The organism is Leptolyngbya sp. Heron Island J (assembly GCF_000482245.1).
Classification (GTDB): Bacteria; Cyanobacteriota; Cyanobacteriia; order Phormidesmidales; family Phormidesmidaceae; genus Leptothoe.
The window spans coordinates 219,891-244,691 of record NZ_AWNH01000115.1; the positions used below are offsets into that span (position 1 = coordinate 219,891).

The window sequence follows — 24,801 nt, forward strand, 5'->3', positions numbered from 1 at the left end:
TTGCCTATATGGGCCACGGGCCACTTCAGGTTGGACCTTGAAAACCTTATAGTTTCGTTGTGAAGTGGCGGGACCTTATTTCGTCAGGGTTTCGCTAGGCAATAATTGGGCTTCATGCTTTTTTTGAGTGTGGTTTAAGCTGTAGATTTCTGAAGTGGCGTTTTGCTATATTGGAATGACCGGCTGGCAAAGGCTCTGAAAAAGTGCCTTTCATTTCCAAAACCCCGCAAGGGGACGGAAACAATGGTAACTCAACAGTTTGATTAGTTCCTCTTTCATAACTTTCATTTCCAAAACCCCGCAAGGGGACGGAAACGCAAGTTATTGAACACATCAACCCATAGTAAAACAGCACTTTCATTTCCAAAACCCCGCAAGGGGACGGAAACACAGTAATAACAGCAATACCCACTAGACCTTTTGTCAACCTTTCATTTCAAAAACCCCGCAAGGGGACGGAAACAAAGAATGCATCACTCAAGTATAGGTCTAGGTCTAGGTCCTCTTTCATTTCCAAAACCCCGCAAGGGGACGGAAACCTGCAAGCGTATTGGTCCGGTCCTCTAAGGCTGCATTGACCTTTCATTTCCAAAACCCCGCAAGGGGACGGAAACCATCAACAACCATGGTTGCCCCGCGCAGGTAGGAATTATTCTTTCATTTCCAAAACCCCGCAAGGGGACGGAAACGCGATCGCGAAGCCGACAAGAAAAGTGGCAACGAACTTAAGTCTTTCATTTCCAAAACCCCGCAAGGAGACGGAAACATAATCGTCGGCAGGTACATCAAAAAACTGTGCCAAGGTTCTTTCATTTCCAAAACCCCGCAAGGGGACGGAAACTATAGATTCCTGTGATGGGGATCTCAGAAGGAAGTGCCCACTTTCATTTCCAAAACCCCGCAAGGGGACGGAAACTCGGAACACCATCAACTAGGCCAACTGTGAGTGTCTCGCCTTTCATTTTCAAAACCCCGCAAGGGGACGGAAACCAACATATTGCTGTTGTATAGCGGCTTCAAGGCATCTTTCATTTCCAAAATCTCGCTAGGGAACGGAAACGAGAATTAAATTGCCATAGGCAGCATTAGTTGCATTAGTCTTTCATTTTCAAAACCCCGCAAGGGGACGGAAACTCAAAACTCAACCCCCAAGGGGTTAGGAAAAGGGCTGCTACTTTCATTTCCAAAACCCCGCAAGGGGACGGAAATGCTAGAAGTTCCAGTTTGACCAGGGTCTTGAGAAAGTACTTCTTTCATTTCCAAAACCCCACAAGGGGACGGAAACCCAGAGCTATTACCCACAATGGGAAACTCTCCCGAAACGTCTTTCATTTTAAAAACCCCGCAAGGGGATGGAACTGGTTGGGAAGCCCATGGTCGAAGGGTTTAGAGATAGTCAGTCTTTTATTTCTAAAACCTCGCAAGGGGGCAAAATGCGTAGAACTGGTTGCATCAAAAATAGGGCATACGCACTGCGTACACCCCTATCAAGCAACTCCAATACTCACTCACCTACGAGACACCACCAATACAACAGCGTTCCGATCGCGTCATTATTACGAAAGATTTGACTATGGGCAATGATTGATAGTTATGCCTGAGTCTTGTGCTTAAGAGAGTTGCCGCCAAGGATAGAGATTCCTACTAAGGCAAAGATGGAGAGCATGGGCTCTGGCACATCAGCTGATTCAGATGGGGCAATCTCAATCAAGTCAATGGTAGCATCGATTTCTTCAGGGCCGGCAATCGCTAGCTCAATGGCACCCACATTGGTGAAGTCGGCATTGCCAACAAAGTCAGAAAAGAGAAATCCTGCGGTTAAGGGAGAGGAGTTAGCAACAGGAGTATCAAAGATTTGGGCAAGGCTTGAGGTGTTGTTATTGGTATCATAGACTGTAAACGCAAGCTCTAAGCCAGCAAGGTCAGCAGAGAGAATATCTAGAAAAATCCCGTCTAGGTCCGTACCCCCACTTTGGGTAATGTCAATCCCACCTAAGCCTATTGAATCAACTGTAGTCGGATCGTCATTGCCGTCCCAAACAATTGACCCAGCTCCAAGAGTGTCTACATTATTACTAAAACTGAGTACACCATTATCTACTCTTAAGCGGGTTTCCAGAAAATTGTCTGCATTTCCCAATGCTTCTAGATCCCGAAATCCACCTAAAATACTGCTATTAGGACCAGTCTGACTACTAGAGGGTATAAAACCAGAAATATCTAGAAGCCCAACATCTTGTGTGGCTGAAAAGTCATCCAGTATAATCGTTCCCGCCTGAGCACTACCTGTTCCGAGTAGTATTGCAATGATTGGGCTGCCCAAAAGCAGCCTAAAGCTGTTACGCATATTATAAAACCTCCAAGTAAAGACGTTACTTACTCAAGGGATGAAATAGATGTGGGAGCATATCTACATTCATCCCTGCCTTAAGCGGGGATATTTTGATTCACGATATTTCTACTAATCGTAGAGTGATCTTCTTACTGTAGACATCAGAAGATTCACGATTTCTCTAGAGGGTTTTGTCGTTTAATCTTCACCAAAAATTGATGTTGGAGGCTAGGCTGGCAATTTTAGGAAGCAAACACTACACATCAGGACTTATTATCCGGTAGCCACTCAGTGAGATCTCGCTCCTCAACCAACCTTTACGGTTCACCCTAATCCTTTGGGGATATGCGGAGCACTGCGATGGTGTTAGATAAGACGTCATTACAAAACCACCTACTGTTCCACGGGAGCTTGGATTCGTAAACGGTACAGCACACGCTATTTTCTGCAACAAGAATGTGGCATTCAGGGATGGGCGGCTTGTTATTTGGGCAAGACTAACTGCTCCTGCCTTACCTCATCTTGATTGTTTACTCAATCTCGGTAGTAAAGGGCAGTCGCATATAAACACCCTGGGGATCGTTGAGAGTCTTTAACAACGTGAGATCTTCCCGGAGCTGTATCAATTCTTGAGAAATGGGGTCTTGCGCCCAGGGTAGCTTGGCCACTATCCCTGCTCCAAAGATGCTTTCAAATAGTTGTTCTTCAAAGCTGGGGGGCTTGGGCAGTTCTTCTACCTGCCAGTCGTCTAATTCGGCTGCTTCGGCAGCGGCTGCGATCGCATCCTGCAATCCTCCTATCTGATCTACCAAATTCGCCGCTTGGGCATCGGTGCCTGACCATACCCGACCCTGGGCGACCTGGTCAATTTCTGCTTTAGGTAGTTCACGCCCGTCGGCAACTAATTCTAAAAAGCGATCGTACAGAGTGTTGACAAAGCCCTGCTGCAGCTTCAGTTCATCTTCACTCTGGGGGCGACTAATGGTGTTGATATCTGCCAGTTTGGCTGTTTTGATCACATCCCAGGTTACCCCGTTACGGTTGGCGATCTCTTTAAAGTTGAGCCGTAGACCATAAACACCAATTGAACCCGTAATGGTACCGGGGGTGGCAAAAATCTGATCGCCAGGGGCGGCAATCATATAGCCTCCTGAGGCGGCGAAGTTGCCCATAGAAACAATGACGGGTTTTTCGGCAGCTAAAAGCTCTACCTCACGGGCAATGATCTCGGATGCGATCGCGCTGCCCCCAGGGCTATTGATCCGCAGTACCACCGCTTGAATATCATCATCGTGGCGCACCTGACGCAGCGTGTCGGAGAGACCGCCTGAGGTAATCAGCCCCGGTGCAGAACTATCACTATCCACAATCTCGCCACTGGCATAGACCACCGCTACCGTGTCTTTGCCGGTCTCCGGACGGAGAATCTGACTGTAGCGATAAAGACTGATTTGGGTAAAATCGTCTTCGTCTTCTACCCAGTCTGCATTGGTTTGCTTAGTCAGTTCCCTCAGTTCGGATACAACATCATCATAAAAGGCCACATCATCAATTAACCCAGCGGTCTCGGCCTCGGCAGCAGGCAACAACCCTTGATTTTCAGCAATGGCCTGCATGGTCTCAGGAGTGGTTTCTCGGGCCTCACTGGAGGTGGCTAAAAACTCTTGCCACAGATCCGTCAGCAAGGCCTGGGTTTGTTGTTTCTCTTCTGGGCTGCTGGTGGAGCGGGTAAAGGGTTCAATGGCTGACTTATAGCGACCGGCCCGCAACACCTGCACACCCACACCATATTTACTTAGGGCTCCGGCGAGAAACTGAATCTCGGCGCTGAATCCGTTTAATTCAATCAGGCCCGCTGGATTTAGATATAACGAGTCTGCCACCGAAACTAAATAATAGTCGCGTTCACCCCAGACGGTGTTGTTGGCTAATACCGGTTTGCCGGAATCGGCTTTAAATTTTTCCAAGGCTGCCCGGATTTCTTTGAGGGTGGCAAAACCAGCATTGGTATTGCCGGTGAGGTAAATGCCGGTAATATTACTATCCTTGGCGGCAATCTCAATTGCTTTTAAGGCACTGTTGAGAGAAATGGCTCGATAGGTGCTGCCGTAAAGGGTTTCCTCTAGAACAACACCGGGGCCTGAGAAAGGTACCGCGTCAACAATGTCGGTGGATAGGTCAAAGACCAATATCGAATTTTTCTCAACCTCAGGTTCAGCCTCAGTGGTGGCGGAGTTGATGAAAAAGCTTGCCAGTCCAAATGCCCCCACTCCTAGCAGCGCTACTAGGCTGAACAAACCAACTAGGGTGCCAAGGGCACTAGCTGCTGCATATTTGAAGAAGTCTCGCATGGTGGGATGTGGGCAATGGTTAGGAAGTCTGGCTTAAGCCTGACTATTCTATGGTAAGCGCTGTAGAACCTGACTGTGCTTAAGGGCTTTAAGATTTCCTTGTCCGGTACAAAAAAGCGCTGTTTTGAGTTCGGCAATCAGGATATCGGCCAGGGTGTCCAGGGCGGCTTCGGAATGGTCGGCGGCTTTGAGGAATGGTAGGGCCATACCGGCGATGTCTGCACCCAGGGCCAGGGTTTTGGCCACATCCAAACCGTTGCGAAGTCCACCGGAGGCAATCAGGGGGATGTCGGGTGCGATCGCCCGGACGCCTAGAATACAGTCAGCTGTGGGTATGCCCCAATCGGCAAAGGTTTGCCCCAAGCGACGCTGCTTGACGTCCTCGGCCCGCTCGCTTTCTACCCTGGCCCAGGAGGTTCCCCCCGCTCCAGCGGTGTCGATGGCTGAGATGCCAATATTAATGAGTTTTTGGGCCAGACTGCCGGAAATGCCATTACCGACTTCTTTGGCGATCACCGGCACCGGCAATTGGGCGCAGAGGGTTTCAATTTTGGTCATCAGCCCGCTAAAGTCGGTATCACCTCGGGTCTGGACACATTCTTGCAACGGATTGAGGTGCAAAATCAGTGCGTCCGCTTTGAGCCAATCTACCACTCGCTGACAATGGTCTAACCCATAGCTATAGTTGAGCTGCACTGCGCCCAAATTAGCCAGCAGTAGCGCATCTGGTGCGTAGCGACGGATATCAAAGGTGGAGGCTAATTCTGGCTTTTCCACCGCCACTCGCTGAGAGCCCACCCCCATGGCCAAGCCAAATTTTTGAGCCGTAACGGCCAGACGCTGGTTAATCAAACGGGCCTGTTCCGTACCACCGGTCATGGAGGAAATCAATAGCGGTGTGGCCAAAGGTTTGCCTAGAAATGTCGTACTAATGTCCACCTGGTCATAGTGCAGTTCAGGCAGTCCACAGTGGAGAAAGCGATATTTTTCGAGACCAGTGGTGATCTGATGACATTGCACATTGTCCTCCAGACAAATGCGCAGATGGTCCGCTTTGCGATCCTGAATGGTTCCAGGGTTCGTCTTGTCCACGCTGATAGTTTGGCCCACGGCGTATGCTTACTTTTTGCTTATCTTTCCTTATCTAAAGTAATCCCTCGGTTGAATCAATAATCGTTAGTCAACGATTATTCATGCTATATGCCAGGGTATTTTGGCTACATCTACAGGCGGCCCCCACGTTTCTTACTCAGAATTCAACAATTGTTGTGTAAAGCACAGATGAAGCCTAAATGTCTTTACATAAGAACAATACAGCTCAAAGCAAGAGTTTATGCCTGCTTTGGAACAAGATGGTGAATTAAGCATCTTGTTATTCCAGGGTAAGGCTAGTGATTTAACCCGATGGGCCAACTATGGGATGAATACCGATGGTGACCCGATGTGTAGATGCTTATCCATCATCGATATCAGGGTTACAAAAACTATCTAGAAAGGCGGTTGTTGATTGTTTGGAATGGTTTGACCAGTGCTTAAGGTCAAGCGGTTTCACGATGTGGCGATGCCAAAAATTATTAGACACGAACAATTATTGGAAAGGACTATGAGGGATATCGCTAGGAACTTTCAGGCACTACCGCTGGTGTCCTGGATGATATGGATGGCCGTAGCGGTAATTGCAGCTCCAGTGATGGCCTTACCTGTAGAAGGGACTCCAGAATCGGCAGAGTCCGAAAATCTTACTTTATTATCCCAATTGTTGGCGGGTATCAAAGACCAAGCGCCCGCTGATGCAGAGTCTGATGAGACCGTACCTGATGAGACAGCGCCTGATCAGGGCGAGGCTGCAACGGTGCAGGGCGGGGTGGTTGAAAATGCGGCGGCGCAGACTGCTACCGATGTATTCTTTTTGGCCCAGGAAGATACCAGTGAACTGGCTGCACCGTCAGCTCCTTTTTTCTTTGATGACAGCTCCGTCGGAGAGCAGGAACCTGGGGTGCTGGCTCCGCTCTCGGGTTCAGAATCACCAACGGATGGCATGACAGAGGGGGAATTGGTGGAGCTTGAGGGGCCTTTAACGCCTCCCTCTCTAAAGTTACAAACTGCGGCCATTCAAGAGGGGGATGATTTTTCGGCCCGAGCGCGGGTATATGGTCACTATTTTTTTGAGTCCAATGTGGCGGTGGTTGGGGCTGTTGATCTGTCCACAGGAAATGCCTTTTCGGATACTGACTCCACAGGGTTTAATGTCAGCGAACTTTATGTCGTTGCTTCGCCTCCTAATTTGCCCAGTCTGCGCGGGGCCGTGGGTCTGATCGAGCTGACGTCCTTTTTTGATCGTAATAGTTTTGCTAAAGATAGTCTGACCCACTTTATTAATCCGGTTTTTCAGACGAATCCTGCCCTGGCGGCAACCCAACTAGAGTCCCAGCCCGCTGCCCTCTTGCACTGGCGACCCATTGATGAGGTCATTCTCAAGGCGACTACTTTTTCATCAGGCGGTTTTGATGATTTAAACTTTGATGCCTTTGCCGGTGAACTGGGTATTAACGTTGGCAATTTGATTGTGCGTGGCACCTATGTGACGGCCACTGATGATGGTGACCGTGATGGCATCCCCGAGAGTTTTCAGCTGGGCCGTAATGGTGTTTTTGGTCCCCAGGAAGGGGATCGTGAAGAGTCTTATGGCATTAATGCTGAGTGGTTTATCCCCGAACTGAATGCGGGATTATTTGGTCGCTATGGTCATCACCGCAATACGGATTTAGATATTTCTGGAGATACCTATAGTTTTGGGGTTAATTTCCTGGATTTGTTTATAGACGATGATCGCTTTGGCATCGGCTATGGTCGTCAGCTCAGCGATGATGATCGGCGACAGGGAGATCGGCCTGATGTGTTGGAAACGTTCTACGACATTCGGCTGGCTCCCAATGCCAGGGCTGCTGTGAGTTTACAACTGCGGGATGAGTTTTCTGAGGCGATTCTGGGCGTCCGCATTCGGGCTGATTGGGATTTATTAGAGCTTTTTGATTGATCTTGTGGGTTTTGGCTCCCTGTCCTACTGCTTAAGGATGCGGTGGGCTTAAGGATTTAGTGGGCTATGCCCACCCTACCTCTCTCAACGTACGGACGTTGCTTGCAACGTCTCTCCGCCAAAATATAGGAAGCATGATTGTTATGAACTGGTATCGTCGCACGCTAGGGTTATGCCTGGGCTTGAATTTATTGACTGCTACGCCGCTGATGTTGGCTCAACCTGCATTGGCTCAGCTGCCTAATTTGGAAAATCAGCCTGCTTTAGTGCAAGAAGGCTATGTGCTGTTTGAGCGGGGCTGGATTGCTCCGGCTCTGGAGACGTTTCGTCAGGCGGTTCAGCAGTATCCTAATTCTGTGCCGGCGCAGCTGGGGTTAGCTCGGTCCTATTTGAAACTGGGCCAGGATGCGAATGCGTTTGAGGCATTTCGACGGTTGCTGGTGTTGGAGCCTACTAATATTGAAGCCCTGGAGACTTTGGGAGTATTGGGCACCTATCGACCAGAGTGGCGCAGTGTGGGGATTGAGTCGCTGACGACATTGCTGGCCCAGCCGGGCTACGAGCAAAATGGGGAAGTGCGATCGCAACGTGCCCTGCTGTTGTTCTATGAGGGTCGCCTAGTTGAGGCCGTCGCTGACTATGACATTGCCCTGGAGCAAAATCCGACCTGGGCGACTCAGGTGGGTGCCGCCCAGGTATTTGCCTATGGTGGCCGCTCTGCCCAATCGGTTGAGTTGTTTGAAAGTTATATCAATGCGGGCCAACGTCTGACGGTTTTTGAGGCCCAGGCCTATAGTTTTGCCCTGCGGCGGCAGGATAATCCTGGCCAGGCCATCGCAGTGCTCACAGCATTTCTAGATGCCAATGGTGATCCAACTGAGCAGGCCCAGATTAAAGCAGACTTGGCGACTTCCTATGCGGCTAATCGCGAATATGAGCAAGGGCTAGCCTTGCTGGATACGATCCAAGGACAGCCGTTAGTGGTGGCGCGGGCGCTGCGGGGGATGACGTTTTATACTGATACGCCAGTTGTGCAGCAGCGGGCGATCGCGGCTTATAAAGCGGTCCTCTCCAGTTCTAGTCTGACGGTGGGAACGGCCCGTGAGGCAGCAGCGGCCCTGGGTAGCTATCCCAGCAGCCAGCCGACTACCTTGGCCACCTATCGACAGCTGGCAGCCCAGTACCCCGACGACGTGAGTCTCTATGTACAGACCAGTATTTGGGAGAGGCAGCTGGCTCAAATTTCGGCTCAGGAACTGCGACAGCGGTTGTTGGCTGTCAACTTACCTGAGAACCCTATCCAGCTGCGGTACGTTGCCAGTAGCTTAGCCCGTCTTGATCCCCCTGATGCAGAGCTGATCACGTTTTATCAGGAGGTGCTGGCCGTGACTGCAGCCGAGCCCTTTCTGCACTATCGTCTGGGGCAGATTTACCTGCAGCAAAATCAGCTAGACCTGGCCCAGGAGCAGCTGCAGCTGTATGCCGGGGATGATCCAGCTGTGCTGCTATTCCAGGCTGAACAGGCTCGCCGCCAGGATGATATCGACACCAGCATTGCGATCTATCAGCAGCTGATTAATGACCCTACCAGTAACAATGAGGTGGTGACGGGTGCCCTACAAGGCCTGGCGGGCATTTATCAGGGACAGGGACGTTATGCCGAGGCGCTAGCCCTGTATGAAGAGATTATTGCCCTCAATCCTGGCAATGATGCCAAAATTCTGGGGCAAACCAGTTTGGCCTACCAGGGTAAATTTATTGCGGTGGAGACGGCGGAATCGGTTCTAAACCAGTGGTTAGCCAGTCACTCTGCCAATGATACTCCCCCTGAACTCTACAGCTTGGTGGGTTCCCTGCCAGCTGATCCGGCCCGTAGTCAGCTGTATGACACCTTACTGGCTATCAACCCCAGATCGATTGCGGTTCGTCAGCGGCAAATCCAAGTTCTGGCCATGACCGATCCAGATGCGGCGAATCAGGCGGCAGCGCAACTGGTGGCTGATAATCCTGATGCTCCAGAGGCTTATTTGCTCCAGGGGCAGATTGCTCAAGATACTGACGATCTCTCAACGGCAGCTGCGGCATACAATACTCTGCTGGAGCGTAACCCGGAGCAGTTTGATGCCATCGTGGGCTTGGCTGGGGTGCGATTCCGTCAGCTGCGCTATCAAGAAGCCCGGCGCTTGTATGATCAGGCGATTGAGCTGGCTCCGGATGATATCAATCTACGTCAGGCCTCCATTAGCTTAACGGTGGCGCAAGATCGGCCATTGCAGGCTCTAGAAGAGATTAGTGCATTGCAGAGTCGGGTGCCCAACAGTATTGGTTTAGAACGCCAGGAGCTATTGATTCAGGAGAGGCTGTTGCTGCATCGAGGGTTCCAGCCTGTGTGGGAGCGTTATTAATGGTGGGGGGCACCCAGGCGGCAGTTGAGCTTGAGGCCAGTGTGCGAGCACGAGGACGTTGTCCTAGGGTCTGACACTGGGCTAAGTGGCAACTAATGACGCTGAGAACCATTTTTATTTGTTAAGACAGTAACACCAGGCCAGACCAAAGGATGGGACGAAAATGTTGTCTAGAGCGGTTTTGAGATGGATAAAGCGCTGGGGCTGTCTGGCGCTTGTGGGGTTTATTGTTAGTATTTTGATTTCTAGCTGTGTGATTCCGGTGCGATCGCAAGCTGCCTATGAGCTGCCCACCCAGATGCCCACCACAATTAAGGTTGCGACGGCGGCCTTAGGGGTTGACCGTCCTTTTTTTGAAACAACCTGGCAGCGATATCGCGATCGCTTTATTCAAGCCGATGGTCGCGTCATTGACTGGGAAAATGACGATCAGCGTACAACCTCCGAAGGTCAGGCCTATGCCATGCTCCGAGCATTGTTGATTGATGATCCAGAGACCTTCGATCAGGTACTGCGATGGGGCGAAGAAAACCTGGCCAGATATGATGCTGACGGAGCCTTGATCGATCATCTTTGGGCCTGGAAGTGGGGACCGGATGGAGCCCCTGGTGAGGCGGAAACCTGGGGGATTTTAGATCCCAACTTTGCCACTGATGCCGATATCGATGCGGTAACTGCCTTGATCATGGCTGCCCGCCGTTGGCAAAAGCCTGACTATTTGGATCTGGCTCAAATAAAACTCAACGATATTTGGGAGTTTTCGACTGCTGATATCTCTTTGCAGGATGAATTATCAGGGCGCTATCTGTTACCTGGTCCGCTGGAGGCGTTCCATCCATCTCCCGAAGTTTGGTACCTGAACCCGTCCTACATCGCTCCCTATGCCTTTCGTCTCTTTGCTCAAATAGACGACCAACGAGACTGGTTAGAACTCGTACACACCGGCTACCGCATGCTGGAAGAGAGTGCCAAAATCTCGGAGCTAGGATTACCCAGCGATTGGGTTTTACTCCACAGTGAAGCTCCCCACTACCGAGAGTTACCCGACACCGCCTTGATCAAAAGTATCTATGGCTTTGATGCCTATCGTGTTTGGTGGCGGGTGGCCCTAGATTTAGCCTGGTTTCAAGCGGCACCAGCCGGTCACTATTTGAGCGATCATTTACCGTCCTTGTTAGACATGTGGCGACAGTCTCAACAGCTACCGGCTCAAATTGATCTAGCCGGTCAGGCCATGGTTGATTATGGAGCCACGTCCCAATATGCCATGGTTTATCAGGCTGCGCGTCATCTAGACACTGACGCCGCTGAGTCAATCCGCGCTAACACATTAGCCCTGGCAGATCCTAACGATTTTTGGGATGGAGATTCCGCGTACTATACCCAAAATCTGGCCTGGCTGGGTTTATATCCCCCAGAGTGGGTACCAACAGACTGGCTCAACTCGCCGACCTGAATCCCCCTATATTGGCTTTAACAGCTCTACCGTATCCTTGGCATCCATTGGCATTAGCTGCACATTCACTAGTTCTTCTCGGGCGGTGGGTAACGATTTGCCAATAAAGTCAGGGTGAATGGGGAGCTGTCGATGGCCTCGATCAATCAACACGGCCAGGCGGATCAGATCAGGTCGACCATACTCCAGCACAGCATTGAGGGCGGCGCGGATGGTCCGCCCACTAAAAATGACATCATCCACCAAGACAACCTTTTTCCCAGTCAAATCACAGGGCAGCTTGCTTTTGGCGGGTGTGCGGGTCCCGATTTTATCGAGATCATCGCGATAGAAGGTAATATCGAGCGCTCCCACCGGTATTTGAATGCCCTCCAGCCGTTCCATTTGCTGGGCCATGGTGTGGGCTAAGGGCACTCCGCGGGTATGGATACCCACCAGTACTAGATCGGTTAAATGGTCTGTACGTTCAATGATTTCAGAGGCCAAACGGTTTAGGGTACGGCGAATCGCCTCTTCGGAAAGAATTTCAACTACCTGATCGGCCATGGTGTAAGGCACAAAGTGAAAGCGGTTTATACGGTTGCTATTTCAAAAAAATAACTAAAAATAGCCGTTACGGCTGGGATGAGGATAAATCAGCACCTCACGGATTCAGGCCTCAAGCGGCTAGGCAAAACCTAGTTTAATAACCATAGCTGAGACTCCACCCTTGGCAAGCCTCAAACCATAAAATTTGTGTCTTCACCTTGAGCTGCTTGCCAACTGCGAGCATCGTAATATAGCTCTTCAAGCGAAATCTTGTAGAGTGTTTCCCGTAGCTTTTCTTGGAGCCGCCGCCACAGGGTAAGTGTTACCCAATCCTCTGCTTTTTCAGGCGCTGCCAATTCTAATGGGGTAATTGGTTCGCCAACCGCATCTAGAATTTGACCGAGAGAAATTTGGCTGGGTGCCTTGGCCAGGCGATAACCTCCCCGTGACCCTCTCACCGATTCAACTAGGCCTGCTCGACGTAGCTGAATTAGTAATTTTTCTAAGTAGGGAGCGGGTAGATTTTGGCGCTGAGCAATTAGTTTGACCGGTGCTAAATGGGGTTGCAAACTCAAATCGAGCATGGCTTTTACACTGTAGTGTCCGCGGGTTGTAAGTTTCATGGTTAGGGCGGAGACTCAGCCAAGTTTAAGGTTTAGAAACGTGTGAATCTGAACTGAGGTCAATAGGATAGGCCAGGGAGAATCAGAGAAAAGTTAACATAAGAAGCCTGCCTAATGATTCTCTTCTAAAGAAATTACTAGGTAAATCAACTCTTAATACAATTATCAAGAAATAAATTCAAACAGTGTGCAAAAACGCATTTGAATCATGTATGATTCTGCTCGTTATATGTTTTCTAAACGTGTTCGCGTTAGAGATGTGGGTGAATGGCTAAACCGTCAAATTCGAATCCATTAACTGGTAAGATACTACTCAAGAAAGTTAAAGACTTAGAGCATCTCTCTAGAGAGGAGAAAGCCAAAGCCTGTGGCTATTACACGGTGACTAAGAATGATGTTGTCCGTGTGAATATGATGAAATTTATGAATGCGCTGATTGATGCTGAAGGTATTCAATTAGACAGTATTCAAACAGGTAATGGTCGCGGCGGTCGTAGCGCCAGCTATCGAATTACTGTGCAATCGAACGGGAATTTATTGATTGGGGCTGCTTACACAAAGCAGATGGGTTTAAGGCCTGGGGATGAATTTGAAATTTCCCTAGGTCGTAAACATATTCGTTTGAAGCAGCTCAATGTCGATGACGATGATGATAATGACGATGATGATGAATAAGTGATGGTTAATCATGTCATCATTAGTAGGCTGAATTTCTAGCTTTAATTCAGAAATATTATGGGGTTGCCAGTAGTTTTAGATGTGGCCCTGGGGTTGATATTTGTTTATATGGCCCTGGGTTTGATTGCTAGTGAGGTACACGAGATTGTGAGTACTCTCTTGCAGTGGAGAGCCGAACATCTCAAGTATTCGATTGAACAGCTGTTGGCAGGGGGGCAGCTAGCCGATCGACGGGCGGCAAGAAAGCTAGCCGATCAGCTTTATAGCAGCCCTATGGTGCGTGACTTAAACTATGAGGCTCAAGGTGTCATTGCTCGTTCTGCCCGACGGTTAATCCATGCTGCGGGTCGTATTTATCGGCTTGTTAGCCGTACCCGTAATGTATTTGGGACCGAAACATCTGGTCCCTCGTATATTCCGTCAGAGGCGTTTGCGACAACATTGATGGATACGCTGCAGTTGGAAGGGTTGCAGAAGTCAATTGTCGAGGCCCGTCTTAAACGGTTGCTGCAGGAACGAATCATGCTGCCTTTGGGGGATACGCTTCACACGTTGCGGGCAGCTGTTGGCGATGGTGCTCTGTTGGATGTGGAGTTGCGTAACCTGGAGGCATCCCTGGAAAAAATATTTACCGACTATCGCACCGGGCGTACAGAGCTAACTCAAATTGCTGATCGAGTGCTAGCAGAGCTGGATCATTTTGCTGATCAGGGGGCTCAGGTGTTACCTGAGAGTTATGGGGCAACTCAGGCTTTTGTTCGTCGCCTGGGGTATTTGCGATCGCAGTTATCCGGCGGTATGGATTTGGCTGAAGGGCTGGTCCGACAGCTGCAGCCTAATCTCAAAGAATTACTGTCCCTACTCACTTACCCTAACGATCCTCGTTCTAACGAGCTGGCTTACATCCGCAAAAACCTTGAAGGTAAATTGCCCCTCAAGCTACAGGAAAGTCTTGGCCTGTTAGCCGAACGGGTTAGCCGTCGTACCGATGCTGCAGAAGATCAGCTCAAAATGTTTCAGACCGAAGTAGAGCAGTGGTACGACCGGGGTATGGATCGCGCTTCGGGGGTATACCGTCGCAACTCAAAAATTGTGGGTATTTTGATTGGGGTTGCGATCGCGGCCATTGTCAATGCCGATACCTTCTACATCGCCAATCGACTAACCGTCGATGAAGCGGTCCGCACCAGTGTTATCCAAACGGTTAATCAGGTATCCCTAGAGGCAATGGCATCGCCATCAGAGGATAGCGGTGCCCTCAGGGATGACCTCCAGTCCTTGGGTAATGCCGTACAAACCACACTTTCAGACTATGCACTGCCCATTGGTCGTTCACCCAAGCTACTGGCCACCCAAGCGGTTCTAGAAGCTGACTGGCCTTTTCCGATTCCCCGACACTGGCTAGGCTGGGTGGTCACTGGAGTAGCCATTTCCATGGGATCTAATTTCTGGTTTGATGCGTTACGACGGGTGACATCAGTCCGGTCGTCAGGGGCTAAACCGACTACCTCGACGACGACTGCTGATCGTCCATAACCGGTAACCACACCACAAAAACTGTCCCCCTCTCATCCATTGATAAACATTGATGTAAAGGGGGGGGGACCCATGGCAAAGGAGGGTCTTGACTGAAAATGGGGCTGACCAAATCTATTGCCCCCCCCATTTGAGTGACCAAATCCTTAGCAATTGCCAACCCCAGACCGGTACCAGAAATGGTGCCCTGGGACTGTATGCCCCGATAATGCCGAGAAAATAAGTGCTCTTGATCCTCAAGCGGTATGCCTGGGCCACCATCACCAATAACAATTCCTAGATAACCTTCCTTTTCCACGCCGCCTAACAGCCAGACCCAGGCATTAGGAGGCGAATATTTGAACGCATTATCTAATAAGTTAGCAACGATTTCCTGCAGTGCCTGAGCATCAACCATTACTAACTGCTCAGAAAAGTTTTCGATAGGTGAATGCCAAAACTGCCGATTGCGCTCACTAGCGGCAGCCACAGTCACCATAATTAGGGGGTGCAGCACATCTCCCAAAAACTGGGGACCAGGTTCCAACGAACGGCCTAATGCCGGTAAAAGCGGCTTTGGAGTAGCTTCATTTCCGTCTGATAACAACGGAGGATTAGCCTCCTGAGCGATATCAGCATCTCCAATATCAACGGCTGCATCAAAATCGGTCACTAGTTCATTCAGGTGCTGACTTTCTCGGACTATGCCATCTGCGAGCCGATAGTTAGGATCATCTTGAGAAAGCCGCCGCCGCATTAATTTCCCGAACGTGCCAATAGCCGTCAAAGGATTGCGAAACTGATGCAACAGGTTGTGAAAAACTTCCGATTGTTCTCCCTGTAAGGTTTGCTTTGTCTCTAGTCGTTGACGTAGCCACTGATTTTGCCGATCCAAAAAGCAGCCAGCCGCCAAGCCGGTCGAAACCGTCTGTAAATACTGCTGTTCGCTGGCTTGCCAGGGGCGATCAGAACGCAGCATCACCAGGACGCCCATGACGATCTCTTGATGCATAAGAGGGACTACTAGTCGCTCTACACCCATATCTGGATCAGGGCGCTCAATTCCAGCTAACTCCCCTGGAGATAAGGTATTGATTACCGATGGAGGCAGCGCAATCTGTTGGCTGGTTGGATCTAGTAAATCTTGAAAATCACTGGACTCTGGCACCTGAGCAATGGGAACCAATATTGGCTCAGACTCCTGATTTACACCCAGGGTAAGATAAACAACAGACGACACCTCGCCAAACGTGCGGCGCAGTAATTCCAGGTGAGCCTGACATAAATCTACTAATTCGGCACTGGCTGGCATAGTCTAGCCTTGAATCGGTCAATGGAGCAGTCCTTAGGTTATTTTCCCCGTCCGGACAAATTTACATAAATTTTAATTTTTATCAAGATAATCAGAAACTTTATAGAGGGTCGTATTGCCCTTAACTTTGGAGGATGGTAGTGACCAGCACACTTTCAGAATACACACCACAATTTTAAAAGAAGTTGAAAATCTAAGGCACAACCGATATACTTTGCTGGGTTAAGTGTTTTTGTAACTATCAATACACGAATCCACTACTCAAACTATCGATGGGAGGTCAAGCAACTTGGCACGGAGACGCAAGCGTAAAAGCCGTCGTCGCCTCGAAGGGCGTCGTATTTTAGAATCAGTTCCTCAGTACAGTATCGAGAGTGGAGAAGCTAAGCCGGTTACGGCGGCTCGTAATTTTATCCATTCTGAGGGTATTCAACCACCTGCTGTATTACTGGTTAAGCGTAACGAGCATACCACCGACCGGTACTTCTGGGCAGAAAAGGGATTATTCGGTGCTCAGTATGTCGAAGAAAACCACTTCTTATTTCCTAGTCTTCGAGCCTTGATCGGCGAGGAAGAAGAAGTCGTTCTTGGCTAGAAGGGAAGGTGAAGTACGAGATAGTACTTCACCAGTTCAAACAAAACCTCTAAAAGATTACCAGGGAGGCGTAACATTTGTGCCTCCCTTTTTAGTGGAGATGTTGCTAATAGGTATTTTGCTCTGTTTTGCAGCAGGTCATTCAAATTTTAGTTGAAGTTATGGCTCAGATTTGAAGGGAGCTTGAGACCTCAGCTGAATCAATTCATCCCGATGACCACGGACAGTTAGTGTACATCCCTGTTCAGTATCATCAATGCGAAAAGCAATTTGTTCTTCCCGTTTAGCTTGTTTCCAATAGGCAATAGCGGCCACTGGGGCTAATAAGACCAGAATGAAAAACAGCGCGCCATAACCGCTAAATAGAGTGGTTAACACCAGGGCAAAGCACATTAGTGCAACAGCGGCTAGAAAAGCTAGAAAAATTGCCAGAAAAACGCTGGGTCTGACTAAGCCTGTCAATGTTATCCAGTCATCTGAATCTGGAGTTGCTGAGGCTAATGTATAGGCGCGATTTTGAAAATAATTAAGTAGCTTTTGGTGCAAGACATCTGGTGATTGCTCCGTTAAAAATTCGGCTACTTCGGTTCGATCTTTAGTAGCTGCCTTAATAAAAAAGAACAACCCAACTCCTAACAGCATAGTTAGGAAAAAGGTTGATTGACTGACTGTACTTTCCACAACAGCTATCCTTAGCAAACAAAAAACAACTACTGAGCCACATTGACTATACCCCAGTAGCTGCTCAGTAGCTGTTGCTGATACGTTTCACCAGTAAAATACTGGTGCCGCTAAAATTACGAACTCATAGCTCGACGCCTAGGCGTAGTGTTTCGCTGACCTAGAATGTAGCGCTGCCAAAGTTCAGCAAGTTCTCTTGCTTTTGTTTGCCAATCAGGACGCAAGCGATACATTCGGCGAGGACGACCGCGACCTTCAACCTTTTTCCAATAGCCCATGATGGCCCCCTGGTTTTCTAAGAATTTGAGGGCGCTGTAGAGTACTGTATCTGACAAACGATAGTCAGGATACTCATTCTCTATGGCATGGATAAGTTCAGTGCCGTAAGAATCGCGACGTATGAGCACTGACAGCACATAACAAACCGCTAACTCTTTATTGAGATATAGAGGCGGGGGATCTTCAAAAAACTGATAAATGTCCTCAAACTTCATGGTGTATTGCTCCGGCTGCAATAGGGATGGGTTTAAAACAGCTTAATTACCGATAATTTATTGGATGGAGCGTTAATTATGATTGGTCCCACCTGATGGAGGTATAAATTGAACTTTTAAGGACTCTGCCCTTTTCAAGCTCAATGACTGACACTGATTCCTTGATTCAGAAGGGGGCAACAGAAATCTGACTTGAATATCAAACTCAACATTAACACCCACTTTTGGGAATGTTCCTTGAAATTAAGTTAAAACCCGCAGTGCACTGTTCTCACTTTGGTATTTCGTTAAAGGATTTTATTAAAAAATCTAAGCTTTATTTTAGACGCTAAAAAATGCTTAGTGGAATCACCGCCTTATATAGTTACTATCCGCAAACAAAATATAGAATTGCTTGAGATTTGATCATAACTACCTGTTTGGAGCGGTTAACTAGGCTCAAAAGAGTCAGTTAGTTCTGATAAGTCTATTGAATCCGTGCTTATGGCTCTTCTCGTGGCGAGTTTGGTTCAGAGGCCTGAGTTTGAAATAGAGGTTGGCCGTTCAGGCTAGCCACGAGTTCGAGGGCTAAGGGGCCCGTAGTAAAAATTTGCCTGCCTGCAACGGCTTCAATTTCCAAGGGGGCACCATAGTTTTGGACCTCGGTGAGAAAGTCGATGACGGATTCACTAAAACCGGCCAACCGAGGGTCACTAAAGCCACCGGCTAACCGGGGATTGTCTACGATGATGACGCCTTCTAAACTGGCTCTGATTTGGGCGCTAGTGACCACTGTCCGTAAGGCTTCTACCAAAGATGAGGTGCTGGGATAGGCAGTCTCAAGGGGAACACGAGCTAGAGTCTCTCCTTGTTCGAAAACAATGCGATTAACTCTGGCTTGCAGTGAAATTTCAACACAGGGGGGCTCTTCTTGTTGGACAACACAGGGTTCGCCAACTACATAGTTTCCAGAGACGCCAACGCGGATTACATATTGCTGACCATCCGTAATGGTTCTGGCAATTCCTCTTACTGTTTGGGGATCGATGCGTAAGATCTGGATGGCTTTATTGGGGGCATCGGGCCAAATTGCGTTTAGAGCTAAGCGGTTCGCTTCGGCTAAAAGCCGGTCAAGTTCAGCGGTGGCGGCGGCGGTCGATTGCGATCGCGTAATTAACAATGCCAGAGTTTGGTTACGACTAATGGCGACATTGCCAGCTCGCAATTTAAGAAATTCAGATTCTAGATTTTGGATTTCATCTTCCAAAAATGCCTGTTCTGTTTTAAGGCGCTCAAGGGCAACTTCCCGCTGAGCAATGGCTTCGTCCCGCTGAACAATGGCTTCGTCTCGCTGTCGTAACTCCTGATCCCGCTGGGCCAGGGACCGATCGCGCTGAGCAATTTGTCGTTTTACCTCGACTTGCTGGCGTTGTAACACTTGCCGATCTTGCTGTAAACGACTGATTTCCGTCTGCAGCTGTTCGGCCTGTTGGGAGACAACACTCAGCTGATTTTGTGTTTGTCCAAGACGAGTGCGAATCACCGTTTCACGCTCGGTTACCTCTTCCAAGGAGGTAATCACCTCAGTGAGTTCCCCTTCAGCTTCAATTTGTTGGCGGGTAACGCGATCAAGAGCAGTTTCTACTTCAGCCTTGGCGGTCTGAGTCTCTTCTAGGGCAGCGCGTGCTTCTGATAAGTTGGCTTGGGTTTCTTCAAACTCAAATAGCCCTTTACGCAGCTGCTCACTGGCAATTAGCAGCAAACCTAAGGTGGATGCTGAAATCACCCCCCCGGTCAAAATACTGACGAGAGTAGCGGTTTGCCGGGGGCGCAGATTGAACAGCGAGAGGCGAGCCTTACCCACACGCATGCCAATCCGATCGCCCAATGTGGCAATCAGGCCACCGAGGACGAGCACAGTCGCAATCAGTATTAGACCAACGTCCATCTAACGTCCATCCAACGGAGCAGAAGCACCTGAGCGGGCTCTCGTATAGGTTACTTGATTGTTTGCCGCTATGGTGACGACAAGGGTGATTGCCCTAAGCAAACTGCTGACTGAGAGCAACGGGATCGTGCACTGTGATCTTCTTTTTATGAATCGATATCATCGTGTCTTGGCGCAGGTCCCCTAGCAGGCGAGTGACCGTCACTCGGGTCGAGCCGATAGCTTCAGCAATGGCCTGGTGGGACAGCTTTAAATCAATAGTGATGCCGCTGGTACTGGGCACCCCGAAGTCACGGCAAAGGATCAGCAGAAAGCTAACGAGGCGAGAACCCATATCACGATGGGCTAAGGTTTCGATCATCATTTCGGTCTGCAAAATTCGAGACGATAATCCCTGCAGCAGCATAATCGAAAGTTCTGGATGTTCTTCAAGTGCTTGTTTAACTTGCTCAATTGGCATGGACATCAGTTCCACCGGCGTAAAGGCGACGGCATGGTAGAAACGATCGGAACGATTGCCCGTGAGTAGAGAAAGAACGCCAAAGACGCTATTTTCCCGTAATAGAGCGACGGTAATTTCCTCACCAGCTTCGTAAACCCTGGAAAGCTTGACGGCACCTTTGAGCAAAAAATAAACTCGCTCGGCTGGATCACCAGGGAAGAAAATTGTCTTACCGCGCTCGTAGGTTTCGGCAACAGGAGGAAATGAGCCTGTGGATAGCTGCCTTAGCAGGTTGGCAAGAGGTTTTTCTGTAGTCACGATAGTGGGTGTGTGCGATCGCAAGGCTATGGTAAGGATGCTAATAAGATTAGCTGAAAACTATAAGAGTCAAATCAAGATTTCAGAGTTTAAACCAGTCAGTCAGTCAGGTTAACCTATCGAAAACTGTCCAAAACAGGTTCAGCTGACCGGCACAGCGACGACATTCATCAGTAATCAGTAAGTAATAAGATTTCCTGACTTTAGATCAATAAAACCTAACTTCGTCGGTTTTTTTGTATTTTTGTATACAAAACTCTGCTTTGCTGATGGTTTAACGCGCTACCTGCTATTCAACGCAGCTGAGAGCAAAGCTACCCATAGGGGTCATTTTTCAGTATGCTCCTATGGGCCGTTCTAACGGTGTAACCCAACCTAAGCTAAGTAATTCTCGATACAGCCCATCCAACTATCATGCTAGACCTGACCGGAAAAAACGCCCTAGTAACTGGTATTGCCAATAATCGTTCCATCGCCTGGGGCATTGCCCAGCAATTGAGCAAGGCGGGCGCGAATATCGGTGTGACCTATCTTCCCGATGAAAAAGGGCGGATGGAAAAGAAGGTTCGGGATCTGACAGAGCCCTTAAATCCCAGTTTATTTCTGCCTTGCAATGTTCAAAATGATGAACAAGTGCAGACAACCTTTGATGCTGTTAAGAATGACTGGGGAAAATTAGATATCCTGGTCCACTGTCTAGCATTTGCCAATCGTGACGACCTGACAGGCAGTTTTAGCGATACATCGCGTCAGGGCTTTCAAACTGCCCTGGATATTAGCGCCTATTCGCTAGTGAAGCTGGCTCAAAAGGCCAAAGTATTGATGAGTGATGGCGGCAGCATTGTCACCCTGACCTATCTAGGCGGTGTCCGTGTGGTCCCCAACTATAATGTCATGGGCATTGCTAAGGCTGCCCTAGAGATGAATGTTCGCTATCTGGCAGCGGAGTTAGGACCTGATCAGATCCGCGTTAATGGAATTTCTGCGGGGCCAATTCGGACTCTGGCATCATCAGCAGTGGGCGGAATTCTCGATATGATTCACCATGTAGAAGAGGTTGCTCCCCTACGCCGTACAGTTACTCAGGCAGAAGTGGGGAATGCGGCAACATTTCTGTGTAGCGATTTAGCCTCGGGTGTAACCGGTCAAATTCTGTACGTTGACTCTGGTTACGAAATCATGGGAATGTAGCTGTCTGGCAAGCTCCTAGTTCTTTGTATCGCCCCTATCCCCCATGTCAAATTGGCTTGAGCACAGCGTGTATGTTGATGTGGAAGCTCCCATAGAGTTAGTTTGGGCACTCTGGTCGGATCTAGAGCAGATGCCCCAGTGGATGAAGTGGATTGATTCAGTGGAGTTGTTGACAGATCAGCCAGATATATCTCGGTGGAAGTTGGCCTCCGGTGTGTGGGAATTTACCTGGCTATCACGCACGGTCAAGGTTGTGCCCCATCAGATTTTGCAATGGGAGTCAGTTGATGGGTTACCCAATCGTGGTGCCATTCGTTTTTATGGCCATCACGCTGGGAACAGTACTGTCAAAATGACGCTGGCTTACTCGGTCCCTAGTGTATTGGCTCGATTTATGGAGAATGGGTGGCTACGTCGGATTGTTAACTCCACTCTGCAGGCTGATCTAGAGCGGTTTCGCCAAAAAGCTGAGCAGGAAGCTAGGGCCGCTGGATAATTTTGCTGGCTACATATTTCTGGTTTTTTAACCCCCGATCATGAGCTTCGATATGCAGCAGGCGGAGACATGTCTGCACTCTCTAGACCTGGTTACGTTGTTTAGGGAGGTGCTGGGGTGGGCAGCTCCGTCAGAGGGACGTGCGATCGCAACTAGAGCATTCAACCAGCCCTATCGCGCTTATTGCATTGCTCAGCGAGACGATGCCAGAGTTTGGGAAATCAAGCTCAACACCCCCATCAATCTGAGCATCAAGCTAAAAACCAGGCTCTACCAAACCATCCACAAAAAACATCCGTGCCCCCTGCTGATTTTTACCGATCGCCAGCGATATCGCAGTCTTTGGCATTGGCAAAGCCCTGCTGATTGCTTGCAGTCACTGGTTTTTATTTCCCAGCAGCCCATAGCAGGTTGGCGTCCCCGTCTGCACTATCTAGCCAATTACAGCCCCGCATCAGGAGCACTTAATTTACAACCACAATCGGTTGGGTATGGCGAATTTACCCAACAGCTTCAACAGCAAATAACTCAGCTCAGCGACAATATCAACGGTATTGACGACAGCCATGATCGACGCTGGTATACGACTGTTTTGCTTCTACGTTTAACCATCATCCACCTATTGCAACGCAATGGATTCCTAAATAACGACATTTGGTATCTCCACAACCAGTTAGGGCGCAGTCAGCAACGCCAGCCCAATACCTTCTTTAAATCAGTACTACAGCCTTTATTTATTCAGGGATTTTCATTGCCAACCCTGGAACGTCCTCGCTCCATCAGCTGGGCAGGCCAGGTTCCATATTTGGGAGATGTATTTTACACCCATCCCCTAGAAGCAAAATACTCCCGTGTCGATATTCCCGATGCTCCGTTTGAAGCCATCCTAGTCTGGTTTGAATCACCTTTATGGCAGCAAGTAAGCAATAGCTGGCAGGCCAACACAGTCAGCCTGGCCTTTGAACAGCTCATCACTGACCAATCTCCTAAAAATACTAAGGAAGCAGGAGATGCCTTAGGCGGTTGCTGTGAGCTGTTACTCAATCAATTTATGCTGCGTCAACTTGGCATTGAACCAACCGCGGCAGCCCCAGATTTCTGGAGTATCCTTTTTTGCGGCCACCCTGAACACCTGCGTCAGCTCGTCCAAACCATCCTGCCGCAATTTTCCGTGCTTGATCCAGCTTGCGGTACAGGCACTTTCCTGGTAGCCCTCCAGCAGCGGATGGTTGACATTTACAGCGTACTGATTGGACAGTTAACCCATCATTCCGATAGTCAGCTAGATATTTGGGTTAAGGGGCTACGCACAGAGCATCCTTCTCTTTTGCAAACCATCTATCGCCGGATTTTTAGATATGGTCTTTATGGTGTAGACATCAACCCAGCAGTGGTTGATATTACACGTCTTCAGCTGCTGCTAAGTTTGGTAGCCATTGCTCAGCAGCCACAAGACATTGAACCATTGCCCAACCTTGATTTCAATATTGTTACCGGTGATAGCCTCATAGGCTTTATTCGAGTAGATGAGGCTGGGTTTGATCGATTGCGAGCCTCAGAGACCCTACTTCAGGGTAATCTGCTGCAGCCCCTAGCAGCCGAGAGCTATCGCACCATCCTCTCAGCAAAAAACATTGCCCTCGAACATTACCGCTCTCAATCCTATCTGTTAGAAGAACTCCGACAAGATATTCCCCACTACGCTCAGCTGGAATTTTTTCGAGAGCAGATCAATCGTCTAGACGAAATGGCTCAAATCAAACTAAATGAGCTGTTGTTAGCTGAATTTAGTCAAACACTCGGTATCCAGTTTCGGGCGGCTCAATTGACCGCTGCCCCCCAGCGACGACTATTACGGATAGAAGATATCAGGATTTTACGACCTTTTCATTGGGGATATCACTTTAGCCATGTGCTAGAACAGTCTGGTGGTTTTAACGTGATTCTATCGAGACTTCCTCAGGGCGTGTTTCGTCCCACCACCCAAGAATTTTTTCAGCGATTTTATGATTTGGCTAATCGTAAAAATATAAATGTCAATACGTTCAAAACGGCTAAGCAATCGTTACTAAACGCTGATACCGAAATAGCGAACGCCTGGCTCTCATATCAGAGTCAATATTCACTGATGACTGACTACTTTTATCGGTCTCCCCAGTACGATCACCAAAGCCCTTTACTCAAAGGCAAACGTCAACGCACTCAGCTGCGTCGACACTGGCTCTTTATTGAGCGATGTTTTAATCTCTTGGCTCCTCAAGGAATCTGTGGACTAGTGGTCTCCAATGACATTAAAGATAGTCCCAGGGGGGTAGCACTTCGGAGTCTCTTAGAGAACCAAACTAACAGTGACTTGATCGGTCTACCTGGCTTATTACCGTCGTCTGACCAATGTTTAGTTTGGTTTTGTAAAACCTGAG

Annotated in this window: 19 protein-coding genes and 1 CRISPR repeat array; of the genes, 9 read left to right on the forward strand and 10 right to left on the reverse strand. The window is 48.9% G+C overall.

The annotated features are described in order from the left end of the window. The first annotated feature begins 207 nt into the window (after positions 1-207). Positions 208-1,360: direct repeats of the CRISPR family, unit length 35 nt; unit sequence CTTTCATTTCCAAAACCCCGCAAGGGGACGGAAAC. A 231-nt stretch (positions 1,361-1,591) separates the two neighbouring features. The 3 genes from N836_RS71335 to fni form a co-directional block, all read right to left on the reverse strand. Further along, positions 1,592-2,347, reverse strand: coding sequence for a hypothetical protein (locus N836_RS71335; RefSeq protein WP_023076894.1), 756 nt, complete (start codon positions 2,345-2,347; stop codon positions 1,592-1,594). A 515-nt stretch (positions 2,348-2,862) separates the two neighbouring features. Further along, positions 2,863-4,683: a signal peptide peptidase SppA gene (gene sppA, locus N836_RS71340; protein WP_023076895.1), complete on the reverse strand. Its 1,821-nt coding sequence runs from the start codon at positions 4,681-4,683 to the stop codon at positions 2,863-2,865. Between the two features lie 48 nt (positions 4,684-4,731). Then, the gene (gene fni, locus N836_RS71345; protein ID WP_023076896.1) at positions 4,732-5,793 is read right to left on the reverse strand and encodes a type 2 isopentenyl-diphosphate Delta-isomerase; all 1,062 of its coding nucleotides are present in this window, start codon (positions 5,791-5,793) and stop codon (positions 4,732-4,734) included. A 493-nt stretch (positions 5,794-6,286) separates the two neighbouring features. On the opposite strand from fni, the gene N836_RS0139890 reads away from it, so the two are divergent. The 3 genes from N836_RS0139890 to N836_RS71355 all read left to right on the forward strand — a co-directional run bounded on the left by N836_RS0139890 (position 6,287) and on the right by N836_RS71355 (position 11,581). After that, the gene (locus N836_RS0139890) at positions 6,287-7,720 is read left to right on the forward strand and encodes a hypothetical protein (RefSeq protein WP_152532310.1); all 1,434 of its coding nucleotides are present in this window, start codon (positions 6,287-6,289) and stop codon (positions 7,718-7,720) included. Positions 7,721-7,863: 143 nt separating this feature from the next. Continuing rightward, entirely contained in the window at positions 7,864-10,125 is a 2,262-nt protein-coding gene (locus tag N836_RS71350; protein WP_161635061.1) for a tetratricopeptide repeat protein, read from the forward strand. A gap of 163 nt (positions 10,126-10,288) precedes the next feature. Further along, positions 10,289-11,581: a glycosyl hydrolase family 8 gene (locus tag N836_RS71355; RefSeq protein ID WP_023076899.1), complete on the forward strand. Its 1,293-nt coding sequence runs from the start codon at positions 10,289-10,291 to the stop codon at positions 11,579-11,581. Between the two features lie 6 nt (positions 11,582-11,587). Here N836_RS71355 and pyrR read toward each other — a convergent pair whose 3' ends face one another. Then, positions 11,588-12,127 carry a bifunctional pyr operon transcriptional regulator/uracil phosphoribosyltransferase PyrR gene (gene pyrR / locus N836_RS71360; protein WP_023076900.1) on the reverse strand — a complete coding sequence of 180 codons (540 nt, stop codon included), beginning with the start codon at positions 12,125-12,127 and terminating at the stop codon, positions 11,588-11,590. A gap of 173 nt (positions 12,128-12,300) precedes the next feature. After that, the gene (locus tag N836_RS71365; RefSeq protein ID WP_023076901.1) at positions 12,301-12,732 is read right to left on the reverse strand and encodes an Rrf2 family transcriptional regulator; all 432 of its coding nucleotides are present in this window, start codon (positions 12,730-12,732) and stop codon (positions 12,301-12,303) included. A 267-nt stretch (positions 12,733-12,999) separates the two neighbouring features. Here N836_RS71365 and N836_RS71370 point away from each other — a divergent pair, with 267 nt between their 5' ends. Then, positions 13,000-13,407, forward strand: coding sequence for an AbrB family transcriptional regulator (locus N836_RS71370; protein WP_023076902.1), 408 nt, complete (start codon positions 13,000-13,002; stop codon positions 13,405-13,407). A 60-nt stretch (positions 13,408-13,467) separates the two neighbouring features. Beyond that, complete coding sequence (locus tag N836_RS71375; protein WP_023076903.1) at positions 13,468-14,946, forward strand: hypothetical protein; 1,479 nt, start codon at positions 13,468-13,470, stop codon at positions 14,944-14,946. Here N836_RS71375 and N836_RS71380 read toward each other — a convergent pair. Further along, positions 14,915-16,237, reverse strand: coding sequence for a GAF domain-containing sensor histidine kinase (locus N836_RS71380; RefSeq protein WP_023076904.1), 1,323 nt, complete (start codon positions 16,235-16,237; stop codon positions 14,915-14,917). The genes N836_RS71375 and N836_RS71380 overlap by 32 nt on opposite strands. A 289-nt stretch (positions 16,238-16,526) precedes the next feature. Here N836_RS71380 and N836_RS71385 point away from each other — a divergent pair, with 289 nt between their 5' ends. Beyond that, positions 16,527-16,832 carry a DUF3155 domain-containing protein gene (locus tag N836_RS71385; protein WP_023076905.1) on the forward strand — a complete coding sequence of 102 codons (306 nt, stop codon included), beginning with the start codon at positions 16,527-16,529 and terminating at the stop codon, positions 16,830-16,832. A gap of 159 nt (positions 16,833-16,991) precedes the next feature. Here the strand turns inward: N836_RS71385 and N836_RS71390 are convergent, their stop codons facing one another. The 4 genes from N836_RS71390 to ntcA all read right to left on the reverse strand — a co-directional run bounded on the left by N836_RS71390 (position 16,992) and on the right by ntcA (position 20,694). Further along, entirely contained in the window at positions 16,992-17,513 is a 522-nt protein-coding gene (locus tag N836_RS71390; RefSeq protein WP_036054987.1) for a cofactor assembly of complex C subunit B, read from the reverse strand. A 116-nt stretch (positions 17,514-17,629) separates the two neighbouring features. After that, complete coding sequence (locus N836_RS71395) at positions 17,630-18,007, reverse strand: PadR family transcriptional regulator (RefSeq protein ID WP_006515159.1); 378 nt, start codon at positions 18,005-18,007, stop codon at positions 17,630-17,632. A gap of 481 nt (positions 18,008-18,488) precedes the next feature. Further along, positions 18,489-19,934, reverse strand: coding sequence for a DUF3084 domain-containing protein (locus N836_RS71400; protein WP_023076907.1), 1,446 nt, complete (start codon positions 19,932-19,934; stop codon positions 18,489-18,491). A gap of 94 nt (positions 19,935-20,028) precedes the next feature. After that, complete coding sequence (ntcA, locus tag N836_RS71405; protein ID WP_006515157.1) at positions 20,029-20,694, reverse strand: global nitrogen regulator NtcA; 666 nt, start codon at positions 20,692-20,694, stop codon at positions 20,029-20,031. A 414-nt stretch (positions 20,695-21,108) separates the two neighbouring features. On the opposite strand from ntcA, the gene fabI reads away from it, so the two are divergent. The 3 genes from fabI to N836_RS71420 are packed head-to-tail and all read left to right on the forward strand — an operon-like array spanning position 21,109 to position 24,800. After that, the gene (fabI, locus tag N836_RS71410) at positions 21,109-21,885 is read left to right on the forward strand and encodes an enoyl-ACP reductase FabI (protein ID WP_023076908.1); all 777 of its coding nucleotides are present in this window, start codon (positions 21,109-21,111) and stop codon (positions 21,883-21,885) included. Between the two features lie 43 nt (positions 21,886-21,928). Next, complete coding sequence (locus N836_RS71415; RefSeq protein ID WP_023076909.1) at positions 21,929-22,381, forward strand: SRPBCC family protein; 453 nt, start codon at positions 21,929-21,931, stop codon at positions 22,379-22,381. 40 nt (positions 22,382-22,421) lie between these two features. Next, positions 22,422-24,800 carry a hypothetical protein gene (locus tag N836_RS71420; protein ID WP_152532311.1) on the forward strand — a complete coding sequence of 793 codons (2,379 nt, stop codon included), beginning with the start codon at positions 22,422-22,424 and terminating at the stop codon, positions 24,798-24,800. The last annotated feature ends 1 nt before the right edge of the window (position 24,801 follow it).

What these genes read in the sequence shown, in the direction of transcription:
- N836_RS71335 (WP_023076894.1), bottom strand. Translation starts at nt 2,347, where the DNA reads ATGCGTAACAGCTTTAGGCTGCTTTTGGGCAGCCCAATCATTGCAATA.
- sppA (WP_023076895.1), bottom strand. Translation starts at nt 4,683, where the DNA reads ATGCGAGACTTCTTCAAATATGCAGCAGCTAGTGCCCTTGGCACCCTA.
- N836_RS0139890 (WP_152532310.1), top strand. Translation starts at nt 6,287, where the DNA reads ATGAGGGATATCGCTAGGAACTTTCAGGCACTACCGCTGGTGTCCTGG.
- N836_RS71350 (WP_161635061.1), top strand. Translation starts at nt 7,864, where the DNA reads ATGAACTGGTATCGTCGCACGCTAGGGTTATGCCTGGGCTTGAATTTA.
- N836_RS71355 (WP_023076899.1), top strand. Translation starts at nt 10,289, where the DNA reads ATGTTGTCTAGAGCGGTTTTGAGATGGATAAAGCGCTGGGGCTGTCTG.
- pyrR (WP_023076900.1), bottom strand. Translation starts at nt 12,127, where the DNA reads ATGGCCGATCAGGTAGTTGAAATTCTTTCCGAAGAGGCGATTCGCCGT.
- N836_RS71365 (WP_023076901.1), bottom strand. Translation starts at nt 12,732, where the DNA reads ATGAAACTTACAACCCGCGGACACTACAGTGTAAAAGCCATGCTCGAT.
- N836_RS71370 (WP_023076902.1), top strand. Translation starts at nt 13,000, where the DNA reads ATGGCTAAACCGTCAAATTCGAATCCATTAACTGGTAAGATACTACTC.
- N836_RS71375 (WP_023076903.1), top strand. Translation starts at nt 13,468, where the DNA reads ATGGGGTTGCCAGTAGTTTTAGATGTGGCCCTGGGGTTGATATTTGTT.
- N836_RS71380 (WP_023076904.1), bottom strand. Translation starts at nt 16,237, where the DNA reads ATGCCAGCCAGTGCCGAATTAGTAGATTTATGTCAGGCTCACCTGGAA.
- N836_RS71395 (WP_006515159.1), bottom strand. Translation starts at nt 18,007, where the DNA reads ATGAAGTTTGAGGACATTTATCAGTTTTTTGAAGATCCCCCGCCTCTA.
- N836_RS71400 (WP_023076907.1), bottom strand. Translation starts at nt 19,934, where the DNA reads ATGGACGTTGGTCTAATACTGATTGCGACTGTGCTCGTCCTCGGTGGC.
- fabI (WP_023076908.1), top strand. Translation starts at nt 21,109, where the DNA reads ATGCTAGACCTGACCGGAAAAAACGCCCTAGTAACTGGTATTGCCAAT.
- N836_RS71415 (WP_023076909.1), top strand. Translation starts at nt 21,929, where the DNA reads ATGTCAAATTGGCTTGAGCACAGCGTGTATGTTGATGTGGAAGCTCCC.
- N836_RS71420 (WP_152532311.1), top strand. Translation starts at nt 22,422, where the DNA reads ATGAGCTTCGATATGCAGCAGGCGGAGACATGTCTGCACTCTCTAGAC.